Genomic DNA, 26481 nt, shown 5'->3' on the forward strand with positions numbered 1-26481 from the left:
CTTAATGGGAGGCTTTGGAGTTTTTATGACAGATTCTCAATATTTCCTGCGAACCATCCAATCTTTGCTTAATGCCCCTAAACATGGAGAGCATGATCCATATCGTCCAGTGTGGCACTTCGCTCCACGTGTTGGTTTATTGAATGATCCCAACGGCTTGTCGTTTTTTAATGGTGAATACCATTTGTTTTATCAGTGGAACCCACTCAAATGTGAACATGGTGCAAAGGCTTGGGGGCTAGCAACGTCTTCAGACCTTATCCATTGGCAACATAAACCCTTAGCCTTGGCACCGACTGAAGACTATGAGATATCGGGTTGTTATTCCGGTTCCGCTATTGAAGTCGATGGTAAGCTTGAGCTGTTTTACACCGGTAATGTTAAATACCCAGAGGGTGGTCGAACTGCCTATCAATGTAGAGCACAGCTAGATGAGCAGGGCACGGTAACTAAACTTGGGCCGGTATTGTCATTGCCTGATGGTTATAGCGGTCATGTTCGCGATCCTAAAGTTTGGAAACGTGGCAATCATTATTACATGGTGCTTGGAGCAGAAGATCTGCAGCGGCGTGGCGTGGTGATTCTGTATCGTTCTACTGACCTGTATCAGTGGGAGAAATGTGGTGACATTTACGGTACTGACATTAACGGCAAGCAAGATGCTAACTTTATGCTGGAGTGTCCAGATCTCTTTGCTCTTGATGGTTGCGATGTCATGATTACTTGTCCAAAGACTTGGATAGATATAGAAGGCAAAGCGACAGAAACATTTGATGTTGAGGTCACTTTGGGTGAGCTCGATTACCATCAAGCGCTTTACAACGCTACTGGCAGCCGTTTGATGGACCACGGGTTCGATTTCTATGCGCCCCAAACCTTCGAAGATAACAAGGGACGTCGTATTTTGTTTGGTTGGATGGGCAAACCGGATGAGTTTGAACCTTATCAACCAACTATTGAATATGGTTGGATTCACCAAATGACCTGCCCGCGCAGATTAACCATTCTCAACGGTGAGCTGTTACAACAACCTGTTGAAGAATTGACGACGTTGCGCCGCAACCCACAATCGGGCACCTGCTTATCCACCTCTTTGGTTGGATTAAGTGCAGAATTGTTGCTGCAAGATATTGACGGAGCCACTATCACGATTGAGCTGTCCGACGACTTATCACTGTTAGTCACGCCTTCGAGTATCACAACTCGACGAAAGAACCTTAAAACAGGTTTATGGGAAGATAGAGCATGGAAGGGAAAAGCCTCTTCGTTGCAGCTGATGCGTGACCACTCATGCGTTGAAGTCTTTATCAATGATGGAAAAGCTGTAATGACCAGTCGATTGTTTGGACAAGCAAGTAGCAGTGAGCTGCAATGTGGTTTCCGGTTCGAAAGTTATAAAGCAGTCAGCTACCAGCATTGGACATTAGAAGTTTAGCGATTCAAGTGCACACTCGTCACCGACAGGTGCAGAAAATCCAGTAGTTTTAGGGTTATAATGAAGGAAATACTTTGAGAGCTGTGTTGAAAGTTGTGAACTCGAATCAGGTAATCCCCAATATACGTATGATGATGCCGTCGCTGACTAAGACGGAACAGTCGATAGCGGAAAACTTTTTGCAGCCGCATTTTTTGCAAAAGTCGACCTCGATAAATGAGGTTGCCGAACGATTAAGCGTCTCTCCGGCGCTGATTGTCAAAGTATCGAAGAAGTTGGGGTTTAGCGGCTTTAAACAGCTGAAAGAGTCGTTATATGCGCAGAGCGAAACTCAGTCCTATGCGCCAAGTGAGCGTTTGTTGCCTGATGATAGCGCCGAGAAGATTGTGTCAAAGGTACTGCAAAACTCCATAAATGCCCTAACTGAGATCCTCAATTTTGTGGATGTAAGCATGGTCGATGCGGCTGCAGAGGCCCTGCTAAAGGCTCGAAATATCGAGCTTTTTGCAGTTGGTGGTTCAAGCATCATCTGTGAAGATTTTCAGCATAAGCTGCTACGTATTGGTATTAAATCATCGGTGCCTAAAGATCGTCACTTAATGCTGATGTCAGCGAGCATTATGACAGACCAAGACGTTGTATTGGTGGTCTCTCACTCTGGCCAGACGGTTGATCTCATGGATGCTGTGCGTCAGGCAAAACAGTCTGGTGCGACCGTGATTTCTATTACCAATAACTATCACGCAGAGCTGTCATCCTTGTCGGATATCCCACTTTATGCCCCAGCGTCGCCTGAGCCTGTACTTGGCAAAAACGGCACTGCACGTTTGGTTAAATTGGCGATGATCGACAGCTTGTATGCCACCATGGCAAGCAAAATGCCATCTTTAGCGGAAGAGAGCTTGAGCAAAACCATCAGAGCAGTAGAACGGCTACATCGCTAAATTTTTGTTAAATAAATAGTTTATTCTGCCAACTGAGCTCATCGACCGTAAGAAGTTGATGGGCTTTTCTATGTATCCCTATCCATTTAATTATGAAGATTTTATGACAGGTCAAAAAGATCCTTGACTCTTAGTATGTAAAAATTAATATATACGCATATCCATATATGAGTATTTAACTATGCTTCCACATGAGTTTTTCAAATTGATGTCTGATGAAACACGTATCCGAACCTTGTTGTGGGTGTCTGCGAATGAATCAGTCTGTGTGAATAGTCTTGTTGAGGCCTTGGAAGAGAGCCAACCAAAAGTCTCAAGACATTTGGCAATGTTAAGGCAAGCTGGTGTACTAAAAGATACTCGTAAAGGGCAGCATGTTTTTTATAGCTTGGCGGAAGGGCTGCCAGGCTGGTTATACAGAACCTTGAAAGGGCTTGAGCAATCGAACTGCTTGCAAAGCGCTTATCAACTAAACTTTAACGAACTTGTGCCACCTTCTAAGTAGGTATTAGGCGTTAGTTCATCACCGAATGTATTAAGTAATTAAGAGATTGAGTTATGGCTATTAAAGTAGGTATTAACGGATTTGGTCGAATTGGTCGTTTGGCGCTGCGTGCTGCTTTCGATTGGCAAGAATTAGAATTTGTATTGATCAACGATGTCGCAGGCGATGCAACCACACTAGGTCACCTGCTTGAATTCGATTCAGTTCAAGGTACCTGGCATCATGGTGTTACAGTCGAAGGTAATGAGCTTGTCATCGATGGTAAACGCATTAAAACCACGCAAGAGCGCGATATCGACGCGATCGATTGGTCTGACTGTGATGTGGTGATTGAAGCAACAGGTGTGCACCGCAAAACTGAATTCTTGAACAAATACTTAGATCAAGGCGTTAAGCGTGTTGTGGTTTCTGCGCCAGTGAAAGAAGCCGGTATTGCTAATATTGTCGTCGGTGTTAACGACGATATTTTCGACGCTGAAGCACATCGTATTGTTACCGCAGCATCGTGTACGACTAACTGTATTGCACCAGTTGTGAAAGTGATTCACGAAAAATTGGGTATTGAGCAGTCATCGTTTACTACGATTCATGACCTGACTAATACGCAAACTATCCTAGATGCACCACACAAAGATCTACGTCGTGCTCGCGCCTGTGGTATGAGCCTTATTCCAACAACGACAGGTAGTGCAACTGCTATCGTTGAGATTTTCCCAGAGCTTAAGGGCAAGATTAATGGCCACGCTGTTCGTGTCCCGTTAGCGAATGCATCTTTGACTGACATTATATTTGACGTTAAACGTGACACCACTGCAGAAGAGGTTAACGCGCTACTGAAAGAAGCGTCAGAGGGTGAGCTGAAGGGAATTCTTGGCTTTGAAGAACGACCATTGGTGTCCATCGATTATAAAGGTGACCAGCGCTCAACGATTGTCGATGCTCAATCTACAATGGTGGTCGGCTCTCGTATGGTGAAAATCTATGCGTGGTATGACAATGAAATGGGCTATGCAACGCGCACTGCAGAATTGGTTCGTAAAGTCGGTCTAGCGGGGTAATGATGATGCATCCAACATGGGAACTTAAAGTAGATAACGCAGCGCTTGTATTAACGCCTTGTCCTGGTACTAAAGATGTGTCTCTGGATGATTCATTAGCGCAACTTAAAACTCAAGGTGTGACTGTGATCGTGACGGCTCTCGATAATCACGAGATGGCGGAAGCAGGAGTTGCAGAGCTTGGTGCAAAAGCAAGGTCATTAGGAATCAAATGGTTTCAAACTTCGATTGAAGATGATCGCGCGCCAAGTGTTGAATTTGCAGCGGATTGGAAAGCAATTTCGCCAGAATTACATCAAGCGGTTGAGGCGGGTGAAAAGATTGCAATGCACTGCATGGGTGGTTCCGGACGCACTGGTCTTCTAGCGGCCAATTTGCTGCTAGAAAAAGGTTGGGATCTTGAGACGATTCGCCGTGAAGTGCAGGCATTACGTCCAGGCGCATTTACCAAACAGCCACAAATCGACTATGTAGAGAAGTTAGCGGCGACGTTCTAGTTGTCGCTAGTTTAACTTCTATCCTAATTATTGTATTAGTGAAAGCGGGAGCCTCGTTTTCGCTGAAACAGTAATTGGGTAGACCCCTGCTTGAGCAGGGATGACGTTGCTTTACTGAGTAGCTCTGTTTTACGCAAGTCACTCAACTTTACACGAGTAATTAAACCCTACTCAGGCAGAAGAATTATGTTGTCTAACCTTAACAAAAGCGTTCGCCAGTATATGCTGGTCACTTTTAACTACTGGAATTTCACTATTACTGATGGTGCGCTACGCATGTTGGTGGTGCTGTATTTCCATGATCTAGGTTATAGCACCTTAGCTATTGCTTCTCTGTTTTTGTTCTATGAGTTCTTTGGTGTTGTCACTAACTTAATTGGTGGCTGGCTTGGGGCTCGCTTGGGGCTAAATCGAACCATGAATATCGGCCTTGGGATGCAGATCTTCGCTTTGTTGATGTTGGCCGTGCCGAGTGTCTGGCTAACCATCCCTTGGGTGATGGCTGCACAAGCGCTATCTGGAATCGCCAAAGATCTGAATAAAATGAGTGCGAAGAGCGCCATTAAGACGTTAGTGCCTGACGAACAGCAAGGTGCACTCTACAAGTGGGTGGCGATTCTAACTGGCTCTAAGAATGCACTGAAAGGGGCCGGCTTCTTTATCGGTGGATTACTGCTCTCTGTGCTCGGTTTCCAATATGCCGTTGCTGCCATGGCAGCTGTGCTTAGTTTGGTGTTTATCGGCAGCGTACTTAGCCTAGAAAGTGATATGGGTAAAGCGAAAGCGAAGCCTAAGTTTAAGCAGATTTTCTCTAAATCGGAGAGCATCAATATTCTGTCAGCGGCACGCATGTTCCTATTTGGTGCTCGTGATGTCTGGTTTGTCGTGGCATTACCTATTTACCTTGGTTCAGTGTTCGGTTGGGATCATACATTAGTCGGTGGTTTTCTGGCTACGTGGGTAATTGCCTATGGCTTTGTTCAAGGCATTGCCCCAAAAATCACGGGCAAAGCCCAAGGAAAGGTGCCCGATGGCAGTGCAGCAATGTGGTGGGCATTAGCACTTGCGGCCGTGACTGGCATAATCGCTTATTGTGTTCAAATGCAATGGTACCCACAGGCTGTGATTGTGGTTGGATTATTGATTTTCGGCGCTATCTTTGCAGTAAACTCCTCGCTCCATAGCTATCTGATCGTCAGCTATGCCAAAGGTGATGGAGTTTCCATGGATGTAGGCTTTTACTACATGGCTAATGCGATGGGACGTTTAATTGGCACTGTGTTGTCTGGCTGGGTATTCCAAGTTGCTGGTCTTGCAGCATGTATGTGGGTCTCTTTTGCCTTCCTTGTGCTCACGACCATCATTTCGATCCGCCTACCTGGTGCTCCGAAAGCGATCGCTCAGTAAGTCATAAAATATCCACTTTAAAGAGTTAATCGTTAAACGACGATTGACTCTTTTTTATGTCAGGCGTATATTTATCGTCAAAATACGATAGAGGGTAGAGTGTGACGAATTGTACAGTTGATAATACTGAAATGTTCATTGCATCAGATGAGCAACTGGTCCAAGAGAAAACGCTGGCGGCACAAGCTAAGGCATTGTCCCATCCTGCTCGTATTCGTATCTTACGAATTCTGTCAGACCTAGAACGAGCCGGTGGTTGTTTAAACAGCGATCTAGTTTCTCAATTGGGTCTCGCTCAATCAACGGTATCTGAGCATTTACGTATACTTAAAGTCGCCGGTTTTATTAGTGCTGAGCCGATGCCACCGAAGGTGTGTTATCGAATCCAGAGAGAGGCACTCAGTGACTTTGCGCGTCTAACACAATCAGCCTTTGATTAAGCAAACTTCTATCATTCTTTGATTATTGAGTCGGCATTGCCGACTTTTATTACTATAATTTAATCGTTATTCGACGATTGACGATATTGGAGAGTTAACATGTCCGAGTTAGCTATGCAACAACCGAAAAAGCTGGGCTTCCTTGATCGCTTTCTTACTTTATGGATCTTTTTGGCGATGGGAATTGGGGTGGTTCTGGGAGTTGCATTTCCGAGCCAGATTGAGAACTTGAATGAGTCAATGACGGTGGGTAGCACTAATATCCCTCTCGCCATTGGCTTGATACTGATGATGTACCCGCCATTGGCGAAAGTGAACTACGGCCTGATGGGCAGTGTGCTCCAAGACAAAAAGGCTGTGACACTTTCATTGGTTATGAACTGGCTGGTTGGCCCAATTCTTATGTTTGTGCTGGCACTGACATTTCTGGGTGATGAACCCAGCTTAATGACAGGTGTCATCTTAATTGGTCTAGCTCGTTGTATTGCTATGGTACTAGTATGGAATGACATTGGTGGTGGTAACAAAGAATACGGCGCAGCCTTAGTCGCACTGAACAGCGTATTCCAAATTATCACATATAGCTTCCTTGCTTGGTTATTCATTACGGTGTTGCCACCAAAATTTGGTTTCCAGGGGCAGGTCGTGGATATCTCAATGGGTGATATCGCTGAAAGTGTAATGATTTACCTAGGTATTCCTTTCTTGGCTGGATTTTTAAGTCGCAAGATCTTAGTCGCGAAGAAAGGAGAGCAATGGTACAACGAGACCTTTATTCCTAAGGTTTCACCGATGACGTTAATCGCACTACTGGCTACCATCGTACTGATGTTCAGCCTTAAAGGTGAGATGATAGTTGAACTACCAATGCAAGTAGTACGCGTAGCGATTCCACTTACGATCTACTTCTTTATGATGTTCTTTGTGAGTTTCTTTGTTGCTAAGAAGATGGGTGTTCCTTTCGATAAGAATGCGTCAATTGCCTATACCGCGACGGGTAATAACTTTGAACTGGCCATCGCCGTGGCTATTGCCGTATTTGGCTTGAATTCACCTGAAGCATTCGCGGGGGTTATTGGTCCTCTGATTGAGGTGCCAGTGCTGATTGCCTTAGTGAACTTCACATTGAAAATGAAAAAACGCTACTAGCGCCAAAAATAAAAGTGAAAAGCTGAGCATTAGGCTCAGCTTTTTTATAATAGGACTTTAGGCTTTTTTGCGCGTTTATCGTGCTTACTTTGGTACATGGCAAGGTCGGCTTTCTTCAAAGTGATTCGTAAACTGGACTGGAATGCCGAATAGCCGATACTGTGGCAAAGCTCAGGGTAGGCTTGGAAGTCATCAATAAATAAGCGATGCAGTTTGCTTATAGATTGCTTTAATGTGTCTTCATTTTCATAGTGCGTTAAAACTACAAACTCATCCCCACCATATCGAACAATCACATCCTTATCAGAAAAGCTCTGTCGTAAGCAACGTGCGAACCTAAGTAGAACCAAATCGCCTTCACTATGACCCAAGTTATCGTTAATCTGTTTAAAGTTATCGAGGTCAATAACGACGCAGAATCCTTTTTTCCAGCGAATCGAACTGAGATAAGTCAGGTTTCGCAGTTTAGTTAATGGATCGGTATACGCTTTCTTTTCGAAGAACTTTGCTTCTTGATGCAGTTCAGAAACATCGAAGCTGGTGGTATAGATGAAAGACTCGCCTTCAATGTCGACTTTAAACTTCAGCACATTGTAGTAAAAAGTGGAATGTAAGCTTTGAAACTTAACGATTTTTGGAATGCATTGGCCGGACTCAATATAATCGATACTCGCGTCATGACATTCTTGAAGCATATTGGCTACATTTTCAGGAACCACTTGAGCTAGCGCGTTTGCCGTCATCCCTATTGGGTTGATGTCGGTATACTGGCGCAACCAGACATTAAATTTATCATTAATATAGACGTATTCGTGGGACGAATTTCTAATCGACAGAAACCCCGGAAAATGGCGAAATAGTTCATTCGCTTGGTGATATGTCAAATCTGTCACTGCTAAATCTCACTCAAGTAAGTCCGATCTTCCTACAGCTGAAAAGCGGTCGATGTCGTTATCGTTTTTTCAGCCGTTTCTAGCATGCTCCCAGCATAAGAACTGTGATGCACATCCTCTTGTTGATAGTTATTGGAAAAGAATGACTTAGTTCTCATGGATGAGACGGTTTGAGAGAGGATAAAGCAGCCGAAGCTGCTTTGAAGAAGGTAACGTAGACACTAAATGGACATAGCATTGTGCTTGTTTAGATACTGTTTAGCGTGTTCAGATCCCATATAGCGAGCTAAGGATTTATGAGGTACCGAGGTGAGATCGACAACGATCAAACCATCCAATGCGTCATTGAAGTTGGGGTCGACGTTAAAACAAACCAACTTGCCGTTTAAGTTTAGGTATTGTCTTAACAAGACAGGTACGCTTTTTCCAGTGTCCAGTCTTGAGATAACGCGCGACAACAGTTGAACGTCCGCTAGAGCACCCAGTGTTTGAGGGCACCACTGTCTATGGCGACTTTGTTTAGGGGGATTAGACGCGCTTACATATCGTGCACTGTCATTATCGTAGTGATGCAAGGTCATTGTGTCGGTGAGGAGCTGGCGAGCGATGTCGCTATAGTCATTGCTAATACTCACCGGACCAAATAGATGAGTGTAGTTTGGATTTCGACGTACAAATTCCGCAATACCTTTCCACAGCAGTAGTAGGGCGCTCATGCTCTTTTGGTATTCTTCTGCGACAACACTGCGTCCCATTTCAATGGATTTGCCCATTGTATTTAAGAAAGTGTGCTCGAAGTTAAACAGGGTGCGAGAGTATAAGGTGCGCATATCCCCTTGCTTAATGAGCTGATCAACGAGACCTAGACGATAAGCGCCGACCAACTTTTGTTTCTCCTTGTCCCAAACAAATAGGTGTTGATAGAGCTGATCAAACTGATCGATGTCTAAAGATTGCCCCGTTCCTTCTCCAACTTGTCGAAAGTTAATTTCCCTTATACGTCCGATTTCTCGCATCACCGCAGGAATGTGATCCATGGTGGTACAGTAAACCTCAAACTCACCGCTAGTAAGGAGTAAGTGCTCTTGAGGGAGGAGTTCGATGTCCTCAAGCAGTTCGCTGAGGTGAGTTTCTGAGGCTATGGCTTGCTCACGTTGATGAGAAGAAAGTGAGCTATGGTTTCTTTCAGGATGTTGCTGATTGAGCAAATAGGTATTAAGGCGCAGATAACTAACTAGCTGCTGACTGTCTAGCGAACTCACCTCTTTAAACTTGATTTTGTTGCCAATTGAAATTCGGATGGCGGTGTTCTTTTTATTGAGAAGCTCGCGACCTAGCATGGCCGTTCTCAGCATCGGGTGGACCTTTCCTGCCAAGTAGAAGTGTTTGGAGTTAACGCCGCCGATATGCACTGGCACAGTGGTTGCCTGATTTCTTTTGATAAGGGTACTAACGGATCGGCTCCATTGCTTGTCCTCCAGTTGAAGCGATTTTCTGTCAACCAGTTGGGACACTTCGCCTGCAGGAAATACAAGCAGAAGGCCACCAAGTTCTAAATGTTGGTTGGCTTGTCGCAATGCTCTGGAGTTTGATCGATGTGCATTGGTTCCGTTGAACACATCTACGCCGATGAACAAAGGCTCCAGCTCCGGAACCAGTTTAAGAAATTCATTGGCAAGAATTTTCACGTCCTTGCGAATCTGCAGTAGCACCTCAGCCAAGATGACGCCTTCAACACAACCCAGAGGATGATTAGCTACGATGATGGTTGCTCCAGTTTTAGGTATCGTCTCACTACTGCCTGCTTCGATGCGATAATCAATACCTAGGATATCCAACGTGAAACGCAAGAAAGTCTCGGTATCACAATCTGCAGGACGTTGAGCGTATAATCGGTCTAAAACTGACAGGCCAGTAGCCCACTCAGTAACGTTTTCTGCTAGGCCTAGTGGAGACCTGCGCGGCAGACGAAAAGGACTGGTAGTTTCCATGACAACCTCTGAACATAAGTCAAATTAATGTGGTTAAAATGCTATGACGTTGATATGTCAAAATGGCGAACAGCAGATGGAAGATGGATGACGTGTTGATGTCAAAATCGTGACATCGAATTAGAGGGATATGAGACAGTGAGAAGAAAAAGCCCAGCGATGAGGTCGCTGGGCTCGATTTAGTTAGTTTAGAATGTTGCGTTCACGGACAGTTTGAATCGGCGTTCATTTCCGAAATGAACATCGTTGATCACGCCTGTCGAGCTACCTGATTTAGTGGTATATTCGCCACCACCACCTGTGCCAGCAACATACTCTTTATCAAAGAGGTTTTCGATATTGAATCGGAAATCCCACACGACATAATCGCTCTTAATTTTGTGTGATGCACCGGCATCAAAGCGCACGTAACCATCCAGTTTGACGGTGTTAGCATTATCAGCCCAGCGCTCACCTTGATAGAACATACCAAGGTTAAATGCCGTCGAGTCAGTCATCGCATAGCGAGTCCATGCAGAGCCACTCCATTCTGGAACGTTGGCTGGACGTTTATCTTGGTATTTATCATGTTTGTCGAAGTTTGCATCTAAGTACATACCGGTTGCCATCACAAACCATTTATCGGCGATTTGACCTTGTGCACCAGCTTCTACGCCTTGGTGGCGCTGAGTACCGTTTTGTGTCGTGATTCCATTCTCTTTGATACTGATGTTCTTTTTCTCAATATCGAATATAGCACCAGTAAGCAGTAAACGATTATCCATTAGCTCCCATTTTGTGCCCAACTCGTACTGACGGCTTTTCTCAGGTACACGCTCGGTAATAGAGTTGTCATCATTAACCACGTTAGAGACTGGGTTGAAGCTCTCAGAGTAGTTAGCGTAAATGCTACCATTATAGCTTGGATGGAATATCAAGCCTGCTTTTGGAGAGAAGGATTGACTGTCATTTGCACCGCTTACAACTTCATCTTTTGAGTTGGTACCATCGGCAAAGTACATGTCATATCGACCACCTACAAGTGCTTGCCACTGGTCATTGAAAGTGATTAAATCTTGAGCATAAAAACCGTAGAAATGGTTGTTACTCTCATAAGTAGACGTGGCATTGTTATAGTCTAGCCCCGGGTTTGCTGGGTTCTCACCAGGTTGCACACTAATTGAGCTGCCTTTCACTCGCTGCTGCGCATAGTCATAGAACTGGCCATTTGTACCGATCAAGACTTGGTGATCCACATTGAGAGCAGTGAAGTTACCGTGAAGATCTGCGTGGAAAGCTTGAGTTTTCCAATGATCATGACGATCAAATGGGCTCATGGTGTAACTGCCATCAACGAGCGTATTAGAGTCTGGTGTCGGCATCGAATCATAGCGATGACGCTTCATGTCCTGTAAGTTGTAGCTTAGTTTGGCTTCCCATTGTGTATTGATATACAGATTAAGATCAGCACCAAAGTTTTCTACATCGTTGTTGATGAATGACCAGTGAGCGTCTCTGATGGTTTCTTTATCGCCAATTCGATTACCATTTAGGTCCAACCAAGAGCCTGAGTCGATCGGTGCATTATCTTGAGTCTTTTCGTAGTTGAAAGAGAGTAGACCCCAGTCGTAAAGATCAGCTTCAATGACGCCATAACCTAGAAAACGATCGCGTTCTCGGTTATCACCCGTTGCGTACTTTCTACTTTCAACACTGTCTTGTTTTACTAAGACAGTACGACCACGAAGTGTCCCTGATTCATTCAATTTGCCCGATGCATCAACGTGATAGCGCGTGCTCCCTAGATCGTCAAAATCTGCACCTACGTTGACTTTTGGAGTCGCAGTCGGCTTTTTTGACACCATATTAATCATGCCGCCTGGCGCTGAGTTACCGTATAAAAGGCTGGATGGACCCTTTATGACCTCAATGCGATCTAAGGTTTCAATTGGCAACATGTAGTGAGTGAATAGTGAGTGACCATTGCGCAAGTAGCCATTGGTTGATGACAGCTCAAATCCACGTAAGTAGAACGTTTCTCTATTCCATTTCTGTGAGCCTGCGCTGACACTAGCATCGTTTTGCAACGCTTCACCTAATGTGGTTGCCAGTTGTTCATCCAAGACAATCTCGGGAATCACGTTTACAGATTGCGGGGTTTCTAACATAGAGGCATCGGTGCGCATAGCACCTGAAGCACTGTCAACTTTATAGTCATCAAAGCTTTGCGCATGTACGACGAGTGTTTCATCCACACTCGATTTGTTTTGTTCGGCAAATGCTGGAGAGGTGCTAAGTGCGAGTACCACGGCACTGCAAAGTGTGGTCACTTGGAATTTCATTCTGGGCTTTCCTTGCTCGTAAAAATCGAGACAAATTGAATAGTTTATTATTGGTATATGACATCATATTAGTAGCGAGGTGAATGCTAATGCTATTTATTATCATTTGCAATATTGCTAAATGTAACAATCTGTATCTTTTGAAATTTAGGCTGATGGATTGCATCAAACAGGTAAATGAGGTGTAATTAATTTGTTGGTAAACAAAAGGATAGCGTCAGTGGAATGGGGACAAAAAAAACAATATGAATGTTATCGTTACCTTAAAACAGGTATGAAACTCAGTCTTTCTGTTACAGGTGAAGAGCCGCTCAAAGGGCTACCTGCGTCTTTAATCGGCTTTAAATTTGATGACTATTTGGTTGTGGATGCGCAAGAACTGGAGCAAGAGACGATTTGTGCCTTGATAGAAAAAGAGGTGATTGTCAGGGGGTTGACGGATACGGGGTACGGACATGTAGTGGCGTTTACTTGTCAGTGCATTGCCGATTCTAGTGTGCCTAGTAAACAGATTTATCTTTCACCTCCCAACAACTTCGTATCTAAGCCCATTAGAGAGCATTCGCGTTATAAGCTTGCAATTCCTTGCTCTCTTTCTGTTGGTAAAGCGCAAACCGAAGCAACAATGGTGGATTTCTCGTTGTCTGGTTGTGGTATTTTTATCGCTTCAGAACATGATTTTTGTAAAGGGCTAGAGGTAAAAATAGATTGTGAGCTGAATCGTTTTTTACCCGCAGGAATTACCTTCGAAATAGCTAGTATTAAAAAGCATGGAGTGGGTTCGTTAATCGGAATTCAATTCAACCAGCAAGTATTGATGTCAAATAACCTAAAAATGACACTTGCCGAATGGTCTCTTCAAGCCAGTCATTAGGGCGAGTAGGCACTTACTTTTCACCTTAGTCGAGAACAAGGCTTTCTCTTCGCTTATTTCAAGGTGTAAACTGTGCTATATAAAGAGCAGATTTTTTCGATGGAACGTGCCAGTTTATGCGTATCTTTACCCTAGTGTTGTTAGTTGTTTTTTCTTGGTTGCAATATACTCTCTGGTTTGGAAAAAACGGTATCGTCGACTTCAATCAAGTTGAATCAGAAATCCAAGTGCAACAGCAAGTGAATCAAAACCTACAGACACGTAATAACGAGATGTTTGCGGAGATTGATGACCTTCGACAAGGGCTTGATGCCATTGAAGAAAGAGCACGACATGAACTAGGAATGATTCAAGACGGAGAGACTTTCTATCGCATCATAGGTGAGGACAACCAATGATCCCTGAACACCATCCTATCATTGCTATTGTGCCAGCTGCTGGCGTGGGCAGTCGTATGCAAGCTGACCTCCCTAAGCAATACCTTAAGATTAATGACAAAACCATCTTAGAGCATACGGTTGATAAGTTACTGTCACATCCAAGTGTCGAAAGCGTCATTGTCGCTGTTAGTGAAAATGACCCTTATTATTCTGGACTGTCATTTTTATCGGAAAAGCCAGTAGTGCGTGTTGCTGGTGGTAATGAGCGTGCCGACTCGGTACTCGCTGCCATCGACTACGTTAAACAGCGTATTCCTAATGCGTGGTGTTTGGTTCATGATGCCGCTCGACCTTGTATCACCTTGGCAGACATCAGCAAGCTGATTTATGAAGTGTCCGTACACCCGGTTGGCGGAATTTTAGCTTCGCCCGTGAAAGACACCATGAAGCGAGCCGATGACGTTAATGGTATTGACCATACTGTAGAGCGAGTGGGTTTGTGGCATGCGTTGACGCCACAAATGTTCAAAGTAGAGCTACTTCATAGTGCACTTACTAATGCACTAGAGGAAGGGGTTTCTATTACCGATGAAGCGTCTGCTGTTGAGTGGACTGGGCTTTCTCCATTGCTAGTTGAAGGGCGTGGAGACAACATCAAAATTACTAGGCCAGAAGATTTAGCTCTGGCTGAATTTTATTTAATGAAAGAGGAAGTACAACAATGAGAATAGGCCATGGCTTTGACGTTCATAAGTTTGGTGGCGAAGGTCCTGTAATCATTGGCGGCGTGGCCATCCCTTACGAGCAAGGACTGATCGCACACTCTGATGGTGATGTTGCACTTCACGCTTTATGTGATGCCTTGCTTGGGGCTATCGCCGCAGGAGATATTGGTCGTCACTTTCCAGATACTGATGCCGAGTGGGAAGGAGCGGATAGTCGCGCTCTACTTCGTGATGTGTACAGTAAAGTGAAAGCGAAAGGCTACGAACTGGTTAATGCGGATATCACCATCATGGCGCAAGCACCTAAAATGGCCCCTCACATTGACAGCATGTGCCAAGTCATTGCACAAGACTTAGATACCGATATTGGTAACGTCAATGTGAAGGCAACGACAACTGAAAGATTAGGCTTTACAGGACGTAAAGAAGGAATTGCCACTGAAGCAGTGGTATTGATTAGCAAAATTACGTCTTAATAGGCAGCGATGATGACTGATGTTTTACAACACTTAGCTTACCTATACGGTAAGCCGACCACGACAGCCAAATTTAAAGCGACCAATGAAGATTTTGTGGTTAGCGAAGTACTTGGCTATGAGTTCACAGGAGAAGGCGAGCATTTGATGCTACGCGTTCGCAAAAATGGTGAGAATACCAGCTTTGTTGCCAACGAACTGGCAAGGTTTTGCGGGGTCAAGTCCAAAGATATAGGTTGGGCAGGTCTTAAAGACAGACATGCTGTGACAGAGCAGTGGTTGAGTGTGCATCTGCCGAAAAAGAATGTCCCTGACTTTTCCGACTTTCATAAGCAATATCCTAGTATTGAGATAGTAGCAACTAACTGGCATAACAAGAAGTTAAGACCAGGTGATTTAGCGGGGAACGAGTTTGATATTCGTCTTACGGACGTTTCTGATATAACGGAATTGAGCGCGAGATTACAGCAAGTCGAAGCGAGTGGTGTTCCTAACTATTTTGGTCAGCAACGATTTGGTAGAGATGGCGGCAATGTCACCGAAGCAAGACGTTGGGGACGTGAAAATGTACGAACTCGTAACCAAAATAAGCGCAGCCTATATTTGTCGGCAGCTCGCTCTTGGATTTTTAATGAGATTGTCTCTAAGCGCATCGAAGCTCAGTGTTTCGAGAGTGCAATCGCGGGTGATATTCTGGACGATAATGGCGCGATTACCGCTGCACTGGCTGGTGATAACGCCCTGCCGACAGAGCAAGATGCTTTAACACTTGAGCAAAGCGCGGTAGATCAAGAGCCTGACCTCATGTTGTTGATTCGTGGTAATCGTATGCGACACGATCGCCGAGCTATCTTACTGAAGCCTGAATCATTAAAAAGTCAGCTAGAAGATGATGCCGTGACGCTTTCTTTCTTTTTAGACTCAGGTAGCTTTGCAACATCAATCTTACGAGAGCTGGCTCAAATAGAAGAAGTGGAACGACAATTCTAAACACATGGATATGAGTAAAAAACTTAGCATTTTAATCAGCAATGATGATGGGGTGCATGCCGAAGGCATTCGAGCACTAGCGAAAGAACTTAGTGATATTGCGCAAGTAACCATTGTTGCACCAGATCGCAACCGATCTGGTGCCTCCAACTCATTGACGCTAGAACAGCCTCTGCGCGTAAATCAAATTGAGCCGGGTGTTTACTCTGTGCAAGGCACACCGACGGATTGTGTGCATTTTGCACTCAATGAGCTAATGAAAGATGACCTGCCTGATCTCGTGCTGTCTGGTATTAATCATGGTGCAAACCTTGGTGACGATGTTCTGTATTCCGGAACGGTTGCCGCAGCTATGGAAGGGCACTTTCTTGGAGTTCAATCCATTGCATTTAGCTTGGTAGGCAAACAGAACTTTACAGCTGCAGCGATTATCGCTCGACAGTTTGTGGAGCGACATCTTAAGCAAAGAGTCCCAACTAATCGCTTGTTGAATATCAATATTCCAGATTTTCCATTAGCACAATTAGGTCAGGTTGAGGTGACTCGATTAGGCGCGCGCCATCATGCTGAGAGTATGATTAAACAGAAGGACCCACGTGGTCACGATATCTATTGGCTAGGTCCTCCGGGGAAAGAGCAAGATGCGGGTATAGGAACGGATTTCTATGCAATAGAGCATGGCCATATTTCCATCACTCCACTTCAGGTGGATTTGACCGCGCATGAATCAATTGGTGCAATGGAACGTTGGATAGCAGGGAGAGATTAAGGTAATGAATCCGCAAGCGGAACGACTCGTTGAGTTTATCAAAGGGCATGGCATTACCAATGGTGCAGTGTTGGAGGCGATTCAATCTGTACCGAGAGAACAGTTCGTGTCTCAAGCGATGATACATCAAGCGTATGATAACAATGCGTTGCCTATTGGCGCTGGCCAAACAATATCTCAACCTTATATTGTCGCCAAAATGACCGAGCTTTTAGAGCTATCAAGAGAAACTAAAGTACTCGAGATAGGAACGGGTTCTGGCTACCAAACTGCAGTTTTAGCTCAAATAGTTGAGCACGTCTTCTCGGTAGAAAGAATCAAATCTCTTCAATGGGATGCTAAACGTCGCCTAAAGAGACTCGATATTTACAATGTCTCGACTAAACATGGTGATGGTTGGCAAGGATGGAAAGCAAAAGGTCCTTTTGATGCGATTATTGTGACAGCTGCAGCGGCGACAGTCCCTGACGCTTTACTGTCTCAGCTCACAGAAGGTGGGCGACTTGTAATTCCTGTTGGTGATGATGAACAACAACTATTAAAAATCACTCGAAAAGGTGATAGTTTTAATACCGAAGTTATTGAATTAGTAAGGTTTGTTCCTTTGATTGCAGGTGAATTAGCGTAAATGCAAAGCCGTTTGAAGGCCGTGGGTTCCGTAATTATGTTGTCCAGTGCACTTGTTGGGTGTGCTGGGCGTTCGCCTGCACCTGTCTCAGATTTGGGAGGCAGGTACGATAATGTCTCTCGAGGGAGCTATCGCGGTAGTTATTACGAAGTGCAAAAGGGTGATACCCTCTATTTCATCGCCTACAAAACGGATAAAGACGTTAAGGAACTGATTCGACTAAATAATCTTCGTTCTCCTTACACCATTCATCCTGGTCAGCGCCTCAATTTGTGGCGACCTGTTTATACTCCTCCTGCGTACGCTGGCTCTGGTGCTGGGGAAGTGGCTGCGGCTTCTACTGCAACAGCTGCCGCGGGTTCTACCACCGCTAAAGCTAAGTCTTCTAACTCGCAATCCTCCAAAGCGAAGACGGGTAGTTCATCAACGCAAAATAGTCAAAAAACAGCCACTAAGAAGGTTGATCAATCAAAAACAAAGGAGTATGGTGACTCTAAAGGTAAACAAAATGTTAATAACACAAAACCCAATACGGCAAAACAGAGCACTGCTCAAACCAAGCCGAAGCCACCACCTAGCTCTAGCGGCAAAGTAACGAGCTGGCAATGGCCAACCAAGGGACGTGTAATAAAGAACTTTTCTGCAGGGGACCAAGGAAATAAAGGTATCGACATTGCAGGCCAGAGAGGCCAAGCGATTGTTGCCACTGCAAAAGGAACCGTGGTTTATTCGGGTAATGCACTCAGAGGTTATGGAAATTTGGTTATTGTTAAGCATAACGATAACTACCTCAGTGCCTACGCGCATAACGATCGGTTATTGGTATCAGAAGGACAAAGTGTAAAAGCCGGACAAAAAATCGCAACAATGGGAAGCTCCGGAACCAATAGTGTAAGACTGCACTTTGAAATTCGTTACCAAGGTAAATCGGTAAATCCTAAGCGTTACTTACCGTAATTACCGTATACGTATTTACAATACGAAAGCTACTTGCAATTTGATTGACGTTATCAGAGAAGGTTAGCGACATAGTTTGTAGTCATGTTTTGCTAGCTCGCCAGGGGGAGGCGCTATGAGTATCAGCAATGCAGTAACCAAAAATGAAAACTTCGACGTTGAAACGGAATCAACGGAGATCGTCGAAAACGCACTTACCAACGATGAATCCATTTCTGAAGATAAAGATATGTATGACGCATCGGCGAAAAGCCTGGATGCGACTCAGCTTTACTTAGGCGAAATTGGTTTCTCTCCATTACTTACCGCGGAAGAAGAAGTCCTGTATGCGCGACGTGCCCTAAAGGGTGACGAAGCCGCTCGTAAACGTATGATCGAAAGTAACCTTCGCTTGGTGGTGAAGATCTCTCGACGTTACAGCAATCGTGGACTGGCGCTGCTTGATCTTATTGAGGAAGGAAACCTTGGTTTGATTCGAGCAGTCGAAAAGTTTGACCCAGAACGAGGCTTCCGTTTTTCTACTTACGCCACTTGGTGGATTCGACAAACGATTGAACGTGCGTTAATGAACCAGACTCGCACCATTCGTCTTCCGATTCATGTTGTGAAAGAACTCAATATCTATTTGCGTACTGCTCGTGAGTTATCACAGAAGCTAGACCATGAGCCTACAGCAGAAGAGATTGCACAGAAGCTTGATAAGCCAGTCAGTGATGTGTCTAAGATGCTACGTCTAAATGAACGTATTAGCTCAGTAGATACACCGATTGGCGGTGATGGTGAAAAAGCACTCCTAGATATTATTCCTGACTCAACGCATTCAGACCCTGAAGTATCGACTCAAGATGATGATATCAAGTCTTCGCTGATTCACTGGCTTGACGAGCTAAACCCTAAGCAGAAAGAAGTACTAGCACGACGTTTTGGTCTGCTCGGTTATGAGCCATCGACACTAGAAGAAGTAGGACGTGAGATTAATCTGACCCGTGAACGCGTGAGACAGATTCAAGTTGAAGGCTTACGTCGACTTCGCGATATCCTGATCAAACAAGGGTTGAATATGGAGTCACTGTTCAATTTCGATGACGATTAAACTTTTCGTCTCATGAACAAAAAAATACCGCCAAATTAGGCGGTATTTTTGTCTGTGCGTAATGCTGAACTGTCTTATGCCCAGCCGTTTGGACTCTTCTTACGACGAGGAATGATGTGTGGAAGAATCAAACCAAACAACAGACCTGCTCCAGCTACACCACCGCCATACATAAAGTAGCGCAGCAGTAGGTCTTCTTTCTGTGTATCCAGCTTTGCGCGCAGCTCACGGATTTCAGTTTGAGATGAGGTTAGCTGCGAGCTGATATCTGAGTAGTTTTGCTCCAGTTCAGCAATTTGCTTGTTACGTGCTTCTAGAGAGCTCACCAGACCATCTTTTTCGCTGTTCGCTGTTTCACGAGCGTTAGCCAGTAGTGATTTCGCTTCAGTCAGTTCTTTCTCAAGACGCGGAAGACGCACTGCCATGCTCTCTTGAGTGGTCACATACTTAGTTTCAACCCAGCCTTTGCGGCCACGGCTATCTTGAACTTGAGAGTAACCATTCTCTCTATTAGTGGAGAGTAGTCGAACTTTGTCACCAGCATTGATGCTGCCAATGATTCGATATTGGCTGCTAGGGCCAGAATGCATATAAGTAAATAGCTTGTCAGCAATATAACGATCCTGCGCCAATGCAGCAGGGGCTGCCAGTAATGACACCATGATCATGCAGATCAGTTTTTTCACAGTAAGTCCCTTAAGTGTTTCAATGGGGAATGAACAAGAAAGTATCGTTCGCTTTGGTCGCGGAGACGTACTCTCAATTTGTAAATTTTTAAGAATGGGCAAATAGTATGAAGTTTCTTAACGGGGTGCAACAAAGAAGGGAGGCAAAGCCTCCCTTTATTTGAATTTGAGTCAAATATGACGTGAGCTTCACATCTCTCTGACTTTATTGCACATCGTGCTTATGCACCAAAGATGGCTTGCATAGCGTAGAAGAATACGACCGCTAGTAGTGCACCTGCTGGTAACGTAACAATCCAAGAAGCTACGATGTTACGAACAACACCTAAGTTTAGTGCAGCAATACCGCGAGCAAAACCAACACCTAAAACCGCACCTACAAGTGTTTGCGTGGTCGAAATAGGAAGACCTGTACCTGAAGCCAAAACAACCGTACAAGCTGTTGCTAGCTGTGCAGCAAAGCCACGGCTTGGTGTTAGTTCGGTAATACCCGTACCAACAGTCGCCATTACTTTGTGGCCCATTGTTGCAAGACCAACAACGATACCGATACCACCTAATGGAAGAATCCACCAAGCGATAGAGCTTTTCGCTGTAATTTCGCCCATGTGTTCAACGGTAGATACTACCGCAGACAGTGGACCAATTGCGTTAGCTACGTCGTTCGAACCGTGTGCGAATGCCATTGCACAAGCTGTGATAACCATTAGAACACTGAAGATACCTTCAACGCCGCTAAAACCATGATCCTCCTCACGGTCAGCAAACTTACGTTGGATATAGATGTAACCACCGATCATAACGAGTGCAGAAACACCTGCAGCCCAGAACCACGCTTCCATACCTTCTAGGTGCAGACCTACGTGCTTAAGACCTTTTTTAATCGTTACCAGGGCGATAACCATGGTAGTAATGAACATGTAAACTGGCACAAAGCGCTTTGCGTTAAACAGTGGTTTTTCAGTATCAAATATCAGTCGTTGTGCACTGATAAATATTACGTAAGCAAAAAAGCCAGAAATAACAGGGGTAATAACCCAGCTACCTACGATGCCTTTAACTGAGCCCCAGTCTACCGCTTCAGTACCGACTGACACACATGCGAAACCAATGATGGCACCGATGATTGAGTGTGTCGTTGATACTGGCCAGCCCATGTAAGAAGCTAGAAGTAGCCATGTACCTGCGGCAAGTAGAGAGGACATCATACCGTAGACAAGAATGTCAGGTTGATGGGCGAACAGTGACGTTTCAATAACACCTTTACGAATCGTGTCAGTCACTTCACCGCCGGCAAGGTATGCGCCAGCAAATTCAAAGATCATCGCGATGATGATCGCTTGCTTAACTGTTAGAGCTTTAGAGCCAACAGAAGTACCCATTGCATTGGCAACATCATTTGCACCAATACCGATTGCCATAAGGAAACCGAATACTGCTGCAACAATAATTAGGATAGTGCCGTAGTTTGCAAGAATATCCATTGTAATACCTAGTTTTGTTTCATAACAAGCGGAGCAATTCTTTAGGCGCAGGGCAAACTCTTAAGCATTGTCTGTGCTCAACGCCTAATTCATCCTTGCTCTTTGTTACTTAGTTAACGTTCGATTAAGACCTAGACAGCATCACTTCAAGACGAGCGCCTACACGCTGTGCTTGATCTGCAATACCGCCGACCCATTCAAAAATCTTGTAGAGGAACATGACATCAATTGGATTCATGTCGTGCTCAATCGTCATCAATTGCTGACGAAGTTGGATCTGCATTGCATCAGTATCATCTTCGATGATATCTAGCTGATGAATCATTTCTGCTACAAGCGTAACTTCGCGGCCTTTAAAGCCAGTCTCTAACAGTTCATCAAGCTCGTTAATTACTTTTTGAGCTTGGTTAGCTGCATCAAGACAACGCTTTACATAAGCGATGAAGTTTTCTTGCAGTGGAGCTGGAATGACGAGTTGTCGACCGTATACACGACCGGCAATGTCTTTTGATAGGTTCGCTAACTTATCTTGCTGTGTAAGTAGCTCAAGCATGTCGCTACGATCCACAGGCATGAATAAACCGCGTGGTAGTTTTAAGCGTATTTCACGCTTAAGTACGTCCGCTTCTTTCTCTAGGTGAGAAATCTGCGCACGGATCTCTGCTGCTTTCTCCCAATCGCCTTGAGCACTAGTCTCAAAGAAGTTGATAAGATGAGAACAACATTCTGTTACGCACACTACGTGGCGCTGCAAAGGCTTAATAGGGGACTTTGCAAATAACCCCATAATTGTATTTACTGGCATGGTCATTCAACCTAATTAATATAACCTGAAATAAACATACACCAATTCATGGTGAAATGTTGAGCGATGGCTATAAAGGCGCGCATGGTAACCCATTAAAAGTCTGATTTAAACTGTTTTAGATCATCATTTGGGTGATATTTGTCACTTGCTGAACGCATCGATTGCTCATATCCTGTTGTGAGTGTCCCCGAAAGGTAAAACTATGGAAACCGAGATAGAACTGAAGTTTTTTGTTTCTCCTGAATTTTCAGAAACTTTACGTAACAAAATTTCTGAAACAAAAGTACTTCAGCACAGTTGTCGTGAGTTAGGAAACACTTACTTCGATACTCCTGATAACTGGTTACGCCAACATGATATTGGCTTAAGAATTCGCCGTTTTGATGATGTTTTTGTTCAAACTGTAAAAACATCTGGACGCGTGGTTGCAGGTTTGCACCAACGTCCAGAATTTAATGCAGAACACACTTCCAACTCTCCATTGCTCACACTTCATCCAGTAGATATCTATCCTCAAGGAAAAGATATCGATGTATTGCAAGCAGAACTGACACCTATTTTTGCGACAGACTTTACGCGTGAACAGTGGTTGATTGGTATGGCTGATGGTAGCCAAGTGGAAGTGGCCTTCGATCAAGGAGTGGTCTCTTCGGGTGATAAAACTTATCCCATTTGCGAAGTGGAGCTGGAGTTAAAATCAGGTCAAACCGATGCGCTATTCACATTGGCTCGCTCATTTAGTGAAGACGGTGGCATTCGCTTAGGTAACTTAAGTAAAGCGGCGAGAGGTTATCGCTTGGCAATGGATTACGAAGGTGATCCCGTCAAGACAATGGATTTAGTCGACACCGTAGAAAGCGATAGTGTAGAAACCTGCTTTATTCAGTCTCTCGAACATGCTCTAGCTCACTGGCATTATCATGAGCAAATTTACGTTGAGCATGAGTCCATAGAAGCGCTGCATGAAATTAGTCATGCACTAAGCTTTATTCGCCAGATTCTTACTGTTTACGGTGGCATTGTTCCTCGCCGTGCTAGTGCAATTGTACGACAAGAATTGAAGTGGTTAGAAGAGGAGCTAAGCTGGCTCAAGAGTTATGATCACTTCGAAATGTTACTTGAAGATAAAGGGCATGTTCTAAGAAAGCTGGATGCAAGAAAGTATTTGGTTGCTGAGCTGAAAGAGATGGAGCAAGAGCTACCTGATCGTGAAGACATGCTGAAATTGATTCACTCGGCACGCTATGCAGGTCTATTACTAGACCTAAGTCGCTGGATTTTATCGCGAGGCTGGCAGCCGTTTCTTGATGACAAAGCTCGCGATAAGATGGCGCAAAACATTAAGCCGTTTTCCATCAAACAGCTTGCACGCACTTGGGCTGAGTTGATTGAGGCTTTCCCACCAGAGAAACTGCTCACTCGACAGGATTACATCGACCAACAATATCGTTTGATGAGGAATCTCTACACCGGTGTTGGTTTTGCTAGCCTTTATAATATGGATGAGCGCAATAGTTTCCGGCTTCCTTGGGCAGATTTACTTCAGGGAATCGACGACTTACTGATGTTGGAGCCTTTAGAGCGCTTAGTCACAAAATTAGAAGGCGAAGAGCAACAGCAACTAGAACGTTGGTTGAAACGCCAGGAGAGCTCCATACTACATGCGATGGAGCAAACTCGACAAATCAGTATTGAAGCTCAGCCTTACTGGCAGGACTAGTGGCTAATTAATTGCTGCAAAAAAGAGGCGTGGTGCCTCTTTTTTGTTATTTATTGGAATCCAGCGAGTCCATTTTTCTTTCGATTTTCTCTAGCTTGTGTAAGATGATTTCTTGTTGGTTTAACACCTTCTGTAGCATCACTTCTTTATGTTTGGAACGCCTTTCATCCATTGAACTTGGTGAGGAAAGCAGCGAGGTAATCAAACCTGATGTCATACCAAACAAACCAACACCACAGATGATAATCACTCCAGCTAGCGCTTTTCCCAAACCCGTAACAGGGTAATGATCTCCATAGCCCACTGTTGAAACGGTAACGAAAGCCCACCAAACTGCATCGCCGATATGCTGAATATTGGCTTCGGGATCATCTCCTTCCGCCCAGAGCATAAGCCCAGCGCCTGCGGTGATCAGTAAGATCAGTAGTAATAAAATAGAAGCAATGGTGGTTTCGTGCTTATTCCGCGCCAGTTGTCTTAGTAGGGCCTCACCAGAACGGATAACCAAAATAACTCTAAAGATATGAAACACTCTGGCAAAACGTAGCGGCTCAATCATAGGTACACTAGCGACAAAATCGATCCAGTGGGTTTTCATAAATTGCAGACGATCTGTGGAGCGGATCAGATCTATGAAAAGCTGCAGCAGAAATAAACTACAGATTATAAAGTCTAGGCCGATAAGGACGGTACGCTCATCGCTATTGATAGGCGCAAACAACAAGGCTGAGATCACAAATAGCGCCATAAACGACAGAAAAAGTGACAATAAACTCAGAGGCTTAGTTTCAGTTTTGGTATCATTTGCTTTCATACGAGGCTCGAAATAAATAACTTGGGCTCATGCGTGCCATTTCCTTTAGCGAAGGTAACGTACAAGTAAATGACGTTGGCATCAAAGTTAGGTAAAGACACCCTAACTATATAATAAATAATGGAGAACGGATAATGACCACACTGGCATTTAAACCTTGGGAGCGTGTAATAACGGACGTGCGCTTAGTTCCTAAGATGTTGATGTTGATGATATTTAGTACGGTTCTGTTGGTTAGCAAGCAATTATGGGATGCCAGTACATTTTATGATTCATTGCTTGCTGCGACGCAAAGTGCAGAGGTCGCGCAACAGCATTATGAAGCCTACTTGGTTCAAGTGGTTTGGCAAACAGCATTGATGATCGTGCTCTTTGTTGCGCTCTTATTATTCGCCGCTAAAACGATGTTAAAACAAACTACATATCTCAGCGATGCTATCAAACGCATGGCGGACAAAGACCTGACCGTGCCGGTCAACATGGATTGTAAAGATGAGTACGGTGACGTTGCTAGAGAGCTAGAACGCACTCGTGTTCAGCTGCAAGATATCATCAAGACTCAAGTGGTTACTTCTCAAGAACTCGCGACGCTCACTGAAGTGATGACGTTAAGCATGTCTGAAACCAAAGAGTCTTCTCAAGAAGAGTTTAACGAAATCGATCAGCTTGCCACGGCAATGAGTGAAATGACTTCAACGGTTCAGACCGTTGCAGATCACGCTCAGAATGCTTCTCAGCTAACAGAACAAGCTTCAGGGCAGGCATCGACAGGTCAACGTTTTGTTCAAGGCACTGTGACTAAAATGAGTGAGTTGTCGGATGATATCGCAGCTTCTGCGCAAGCGGTAAACCAAGTTGAAGAACGTGTTGAGTCCATCGGCAGTGTTGTGGGCACCATTCAAGGTATTTCAGAGCAGACTAACCTTCTAGCGCTTAATGCAGCTATTGAAGCTGCACGTGCAGGAGAGGCAGGCCGAGGCTTTGCTGTTGTTGCGGATGAAGTGCGCAATCTCGCTCAACGCACACAGCAGGCGACAGTAGAAATCCAAGAGATGATTTCTCAACTGCAATCAAGCGCCAATTCAGCGGTTGAATTGATGGAAAAGAGCGTGGTCGAAGCGGCCGACGGTGTAGAACTTGTCACCAATGCCGGTGTAGAACTTGATGGCATTGTGAATCAAGTCAATCAGATTAATGATATGAACTTCCAAATTGCCACTGCAGCGGGTCAGCAAAGCAGTGTTGCCGAAGAGATGAATCAAAACCTGACTAATGTAAGAGAGCTGGTCGAAGCGTCGGTTGTGGTTGTTACTGAGCTGTTGGAAACGTCGGAAATGATGCAGAATAACGCAACAGAACTCGATGGTAAGATTCAATCGTTTAGAGTTTAATTCGCAATAATAGAAAAGGGGTCACTGATTACAGTGACCCCTTTTT

At 44.5% G+C, this 26481-nt stretch carries 26 protein-coding genes; 19 read left to right on the plus strand and 7 right to left on the minus strand.

The genetic code is table 11. From position 1 onward, the window contains the following. Positions 1–25 precede the first annotated feature (25 nt). The 8 genes from OH456_RS18510 (at position 26) to arsB (ending at position 7435) form a co-directional block, all read left to right on the plus strand. Positions 26–1435: a glycoside hydrolase family 32 protein gene (locus tag OH456_RS18510; protein WP_270034025.1), complete on the plus strand. Its 1410-nt coding sequence runs from the start codon at positions 26–28 to the stop codon at positions 1433–1435. A gap of 83 nt (positions 1436–1518) precedes the next feature. Further along, complete coding sequence (locus OH456_RS18515; RefSeq protein ID WP_231892984.1) at positions 1519–2379, plus strand: SIS domain-containing protein; 861 nt, start codon at positions 1519–1521, stop codon at positions 2377–2379. Between the two features lie 181 nt (positions 2380–2560). Then, positions 2561–2884 (plus strand): metalloregulator ArsR/SmtB family transcription factor, encoded by a 324-nt coding sequence (locus OH456_RS18520; protein ID WP_006072614.1) that lies wholly within the window; start codon positions 2561–2563, stop codon positions 2882–2884. A gap of 53 nt (positions 2885–2937) precedes the next feature. Beyond that, positions 2938–3942, plus strand: a complete 1005-nt coding sequence (locus tag OH456_RS18525) for an ArsJ-associated glyceraldehyde-3-phosphate dehydrogenase (protein WP_038224056.1) — start codon at positions 2938–2940, stop codon at positions 3940–3942. Between the two features lie 2 nt (positions 3943–3944). Beyond that, positions 3945–4439 (plus strand): cyclin-dependent kinase inhibitor 3 family protein, encoded by a 495-nt coding sequence (locus tag OH456_RS18530; RefSeq protein ID WP_038222618.1) that lies wholly within the window; start codon positions 3945–3947, stop codon positions 4437–4439. A gap of 186 nt (positions 4440–4625) precedes the next feature. Then, positions 4626–5846 carry an organoarsenical effux MFS transporter ArsJ gene (gene arsJ, locus OH456_RS18535; RefSeq protein ID WP_270034026.1) on the plus strand — a complete coding sequence of 407 codons (1221 nt, stop codon included), beginning with the start codon at positions 4626–4628 and terminating at the stop codon, positions 5844–5846. Positions 5847–5977: 131 nt separating this feature from the next. Further along, positions 5978–6286, plus strand: a complete 309-nt coding sequence (locus OH456_RS18540; protein ID WP_050798630.1) for an ArsR/SmtB family transcription factor — start codon at positions 5978–5980, stop codon at positions 6284–6286. A gap of 99 nt (positions 6287–6385) precedes the next feature. Then, entirely contained in the window at positions 6386–7435 is a 1050-nt protein-coding gene (gene arsB, locus OH456_RS18545) for an ACR3 family arsenite efflux transporter (protein WP_270034027.1), read from the plus strand. Between the two features lie 44 nt (positions 7436–7479). Here the strand turns inward: arsB and OH456_RS18550 are convergent, their stop codons facing one another. The 3 genes from OH456_RS18550 to OH456_RS18560 form a co-directional block, all read right to left on the minus strand. After that, entirely contained in the window at positions 7480–8328 is an 849-nt protein-coding gene (locus tag OH456_RS18550) for a GGDEF domain-containing protein (RefSeq protein WP_006072625.1), read from the minus strand. 221 nt (positions 8329–8549) lie between these two features. After that, entirely contained in the window at positions 8550–10319 is a 1770-nt protein-coding gene (locus tag OH456_RS18555) for a lysophospholipid acyltransferase family protein (RefSeq protein WP_270034028.1), read from the minus strand. 188 nt (positions 10320–10507) lie between these two features. Then, positions 10508–12640, minus strand: coding sequence for a TonB-dependent siderophore receptor (locus tag OH456_RS18560; protein WP_270034029.1), 2133 nt, complete (start codon positions 12638–12640; stop codon positions 10508–10510). Between the two features lie 220 nt (positions 12641–12860). Here OH456_RS18560 and OH456_RS18565 point away from each other — a divergent pair, with 220 nt between their 5' ends. The 9 genes from OH456_RS18565 to rpoS all read left to right on the plus strand — a co-directional run bounded on the left by OH456_RS18565 (position 12861) and on the right by rpoS (position 19532). Continuing rightward, on the plus strand, positions 12861–13514 hold the full coding sequence (locus OH456_RS18565) for a PilZ domain-containing protein (protein WP_270034030.1): 654 nt from the start codon (positions 12861–12863) through the stop codon (positions 13512–13514). 116 nt (positions 13515–13630) lie between these two features. Next, positions 13631–13912 (plus strand): cell division protein FtsB, encoded by a 282-nt coding sequence (gene ftsB, locus OH456_RS18570; RefSeq protein ID WP_006072631.1) that lies wholly within the window; start codon positions 13631–13633, stop codon positions 13910–13912. Next, complete coding sequence (gene ispD / locus OH456_RS18575) at positions 13909–14619, plus strand: 2-C-methyl-D-erythritol 4-phosphate cytidylyltransferase (protein ID WP_006072633.1); 711 nt, start codon at positions 13909–13911, stop codon at positions 14617–14619. Before ftsB ends, ispD begins: the two co-directional genes overlap by 4 nt. Continuing rightward, the gene (ispF, locus tag OH456_RS18580; RefSeq protein WP_006072635.1) at positions 14616–15095 is read left to right on the plus strand and encodes a 2-C-methyl-D-erythritol 2,4-cyclodiphosphate synthase; all 480 of its coding nucleotides are present in this window, start codon (positions 14616–14618) and stop codon (positions 15093–15095) included. Before ispD ends, ispF begins: the two co-directional genes overlap by 4 nt. 12 nt (positions 15096–15107) lie before the next feature. Then, positions 15108–16085, plus strand: a complete 978-nt coding sequence (gene truD, locus OH456_RS18585) for a tRNA pseudouridine(13) synthase TruD (RefSeq protein ID WP_270034031.1) — start codon at positions 15108–15110, stop codon at positions 16083–16085. 4 nt (positions 16086–16089) lie between these two features. Further along, positions 16090–16854, plus strand: a complete 765-nt coding sequence (gene surE / locus OH456_RS18590; RefSeq protein WP_006072638.1) for a 5'/3'-nucleotidase SurE — start codon at positions 16090–16092, stop codon at positions 16852–16854. 4 nt (positions 16855–16858) lie between these two features. After that, positions 16859–17482, plus strand: coding sequence for a protein-L-isoaspartate(D-aspartate) O-methyltransferase (locus OH456_RS18595; protein WP_006072640.1), 624 nt, complete (start codon positions 16859–16861; stop codon positions 17480–17482). Continuing rightward, positions 17483–18439, plus strand: coding sequence for a murein hydrolase activator NlpD (gene nlpD, locus OH456_RS18600; RefSeq protein ID WP_124940255.1), 957 nt, complete (start codon positions 17483–17485; stop codon positions 18437–18439). Between the two features lie 115 nt (positions 18440–18554). After that, positions 18555–19532, plus strand: a complete 978-nt coding sequence (gene rpoS, locus OH456_RS18605) for an RNA polymerase sigma factor RpoS (protein WP_006072644.1) — start codon at positions 18555–18557, stop codon at positions 19530–19532. Positions 19533–19606: 74 nt separating this feature from the next. Here rpoS and OH456_RS18610 read toward each other — a convergent pair whose 3' ends face one another. From OH456_RS18610 to OH456_RS18620, 3 genes are all read right to left on the minus strand, one after another. After that, positions 19607–20218, minus strand: a complete 612-nt coding sequence (locus OH456_RS18610) for a TIGR04211 family SH3 domain-containing protein (RefSeq protein ID WP_006072646.1) — start codon at positions 20216–20218, stop codon at positions 19607–19609. A 221-nt stretch (positions 20219–20439) separates the two neighbouring features. Next, on the minus strand, positions 20440–21702 hold the full coding sequence (locus OH456_RS18615) for an inorganic phosphate transporter (RefSeq protein WP_038224033.1): 1263 nt from the start codon (positions 21700–21702) through the stop codon (positions 20440–20442). A 124-nt stretch (positions 21703–21826) separates the two neighbouring features. Further along, the gene (locus tag OH456_RS18620) at positions 21827–22507 is read right to left on the minus strand and encodes a TIGR00153 family protein (RefSeq protein ID WP_038222611.1); all 681 of its coding nucleotides are present in this window, start codon (positions 22505–22507) and stop codon (positions 21827–21829) included. 205 nt (positions 22508–22712) lie between these two features. Here OH456_RS18620 and OH456_RS18625 point away from each other — a divergent pair, with 205 nt between their 5' ends. Beyond that, the gene (locus OH456_RS18625) at positions 22713–24230 is read left to right on the plus strand and encodes a CYTH and CHAD domain-containing protein (RefSeq protein WP_270034032.1); all 1518 of its coding nucleotides are present in this window, start codon (positions 22713–22715) and stop codon (positions 24228–24230) included. Between the two features lie 46 nt (positions 24231–24276). Here OH456_RS18625 and OH456_RS18630 read toward each other — a convergent pair whose 3' ends face one another. After that, entirely contained in the window at positions 24277–25044 is a 768-nt protein-coding gene (locus tag OH456_RS18630; protein ID WP_006072654.1) for a potassium channel family protein, read from the minus strand. Between the two features lie 134 nt (positions 25045–25178). Between OH456_RS18630 and OH456_RS18635 the strand changes: the two genes are divergently transcribed. Next, on the plus strand, positions 25179–26435 hold the full coding sequence (locus OH456_RS18635) for a methyl-accepting chemotaxis protein (protein ID WP_198558305.1): 1257 nt from the start codon (positions 25179–25181) through the stop codon (positions 26433–26435). Positions 26436–26481 lie beyond the last annotated feature (46 nt).

Origin of the sequence: Vibrio sp. La 4.2.2, from assembly GCF_027586995.1 — a bacterium.
Lineage (GTDB): Bacteria > Pseudomonadota > Gammaproteobacteria > Enterobacterales > Vibrionaceae > Vibrio > Vibrio mediterranei.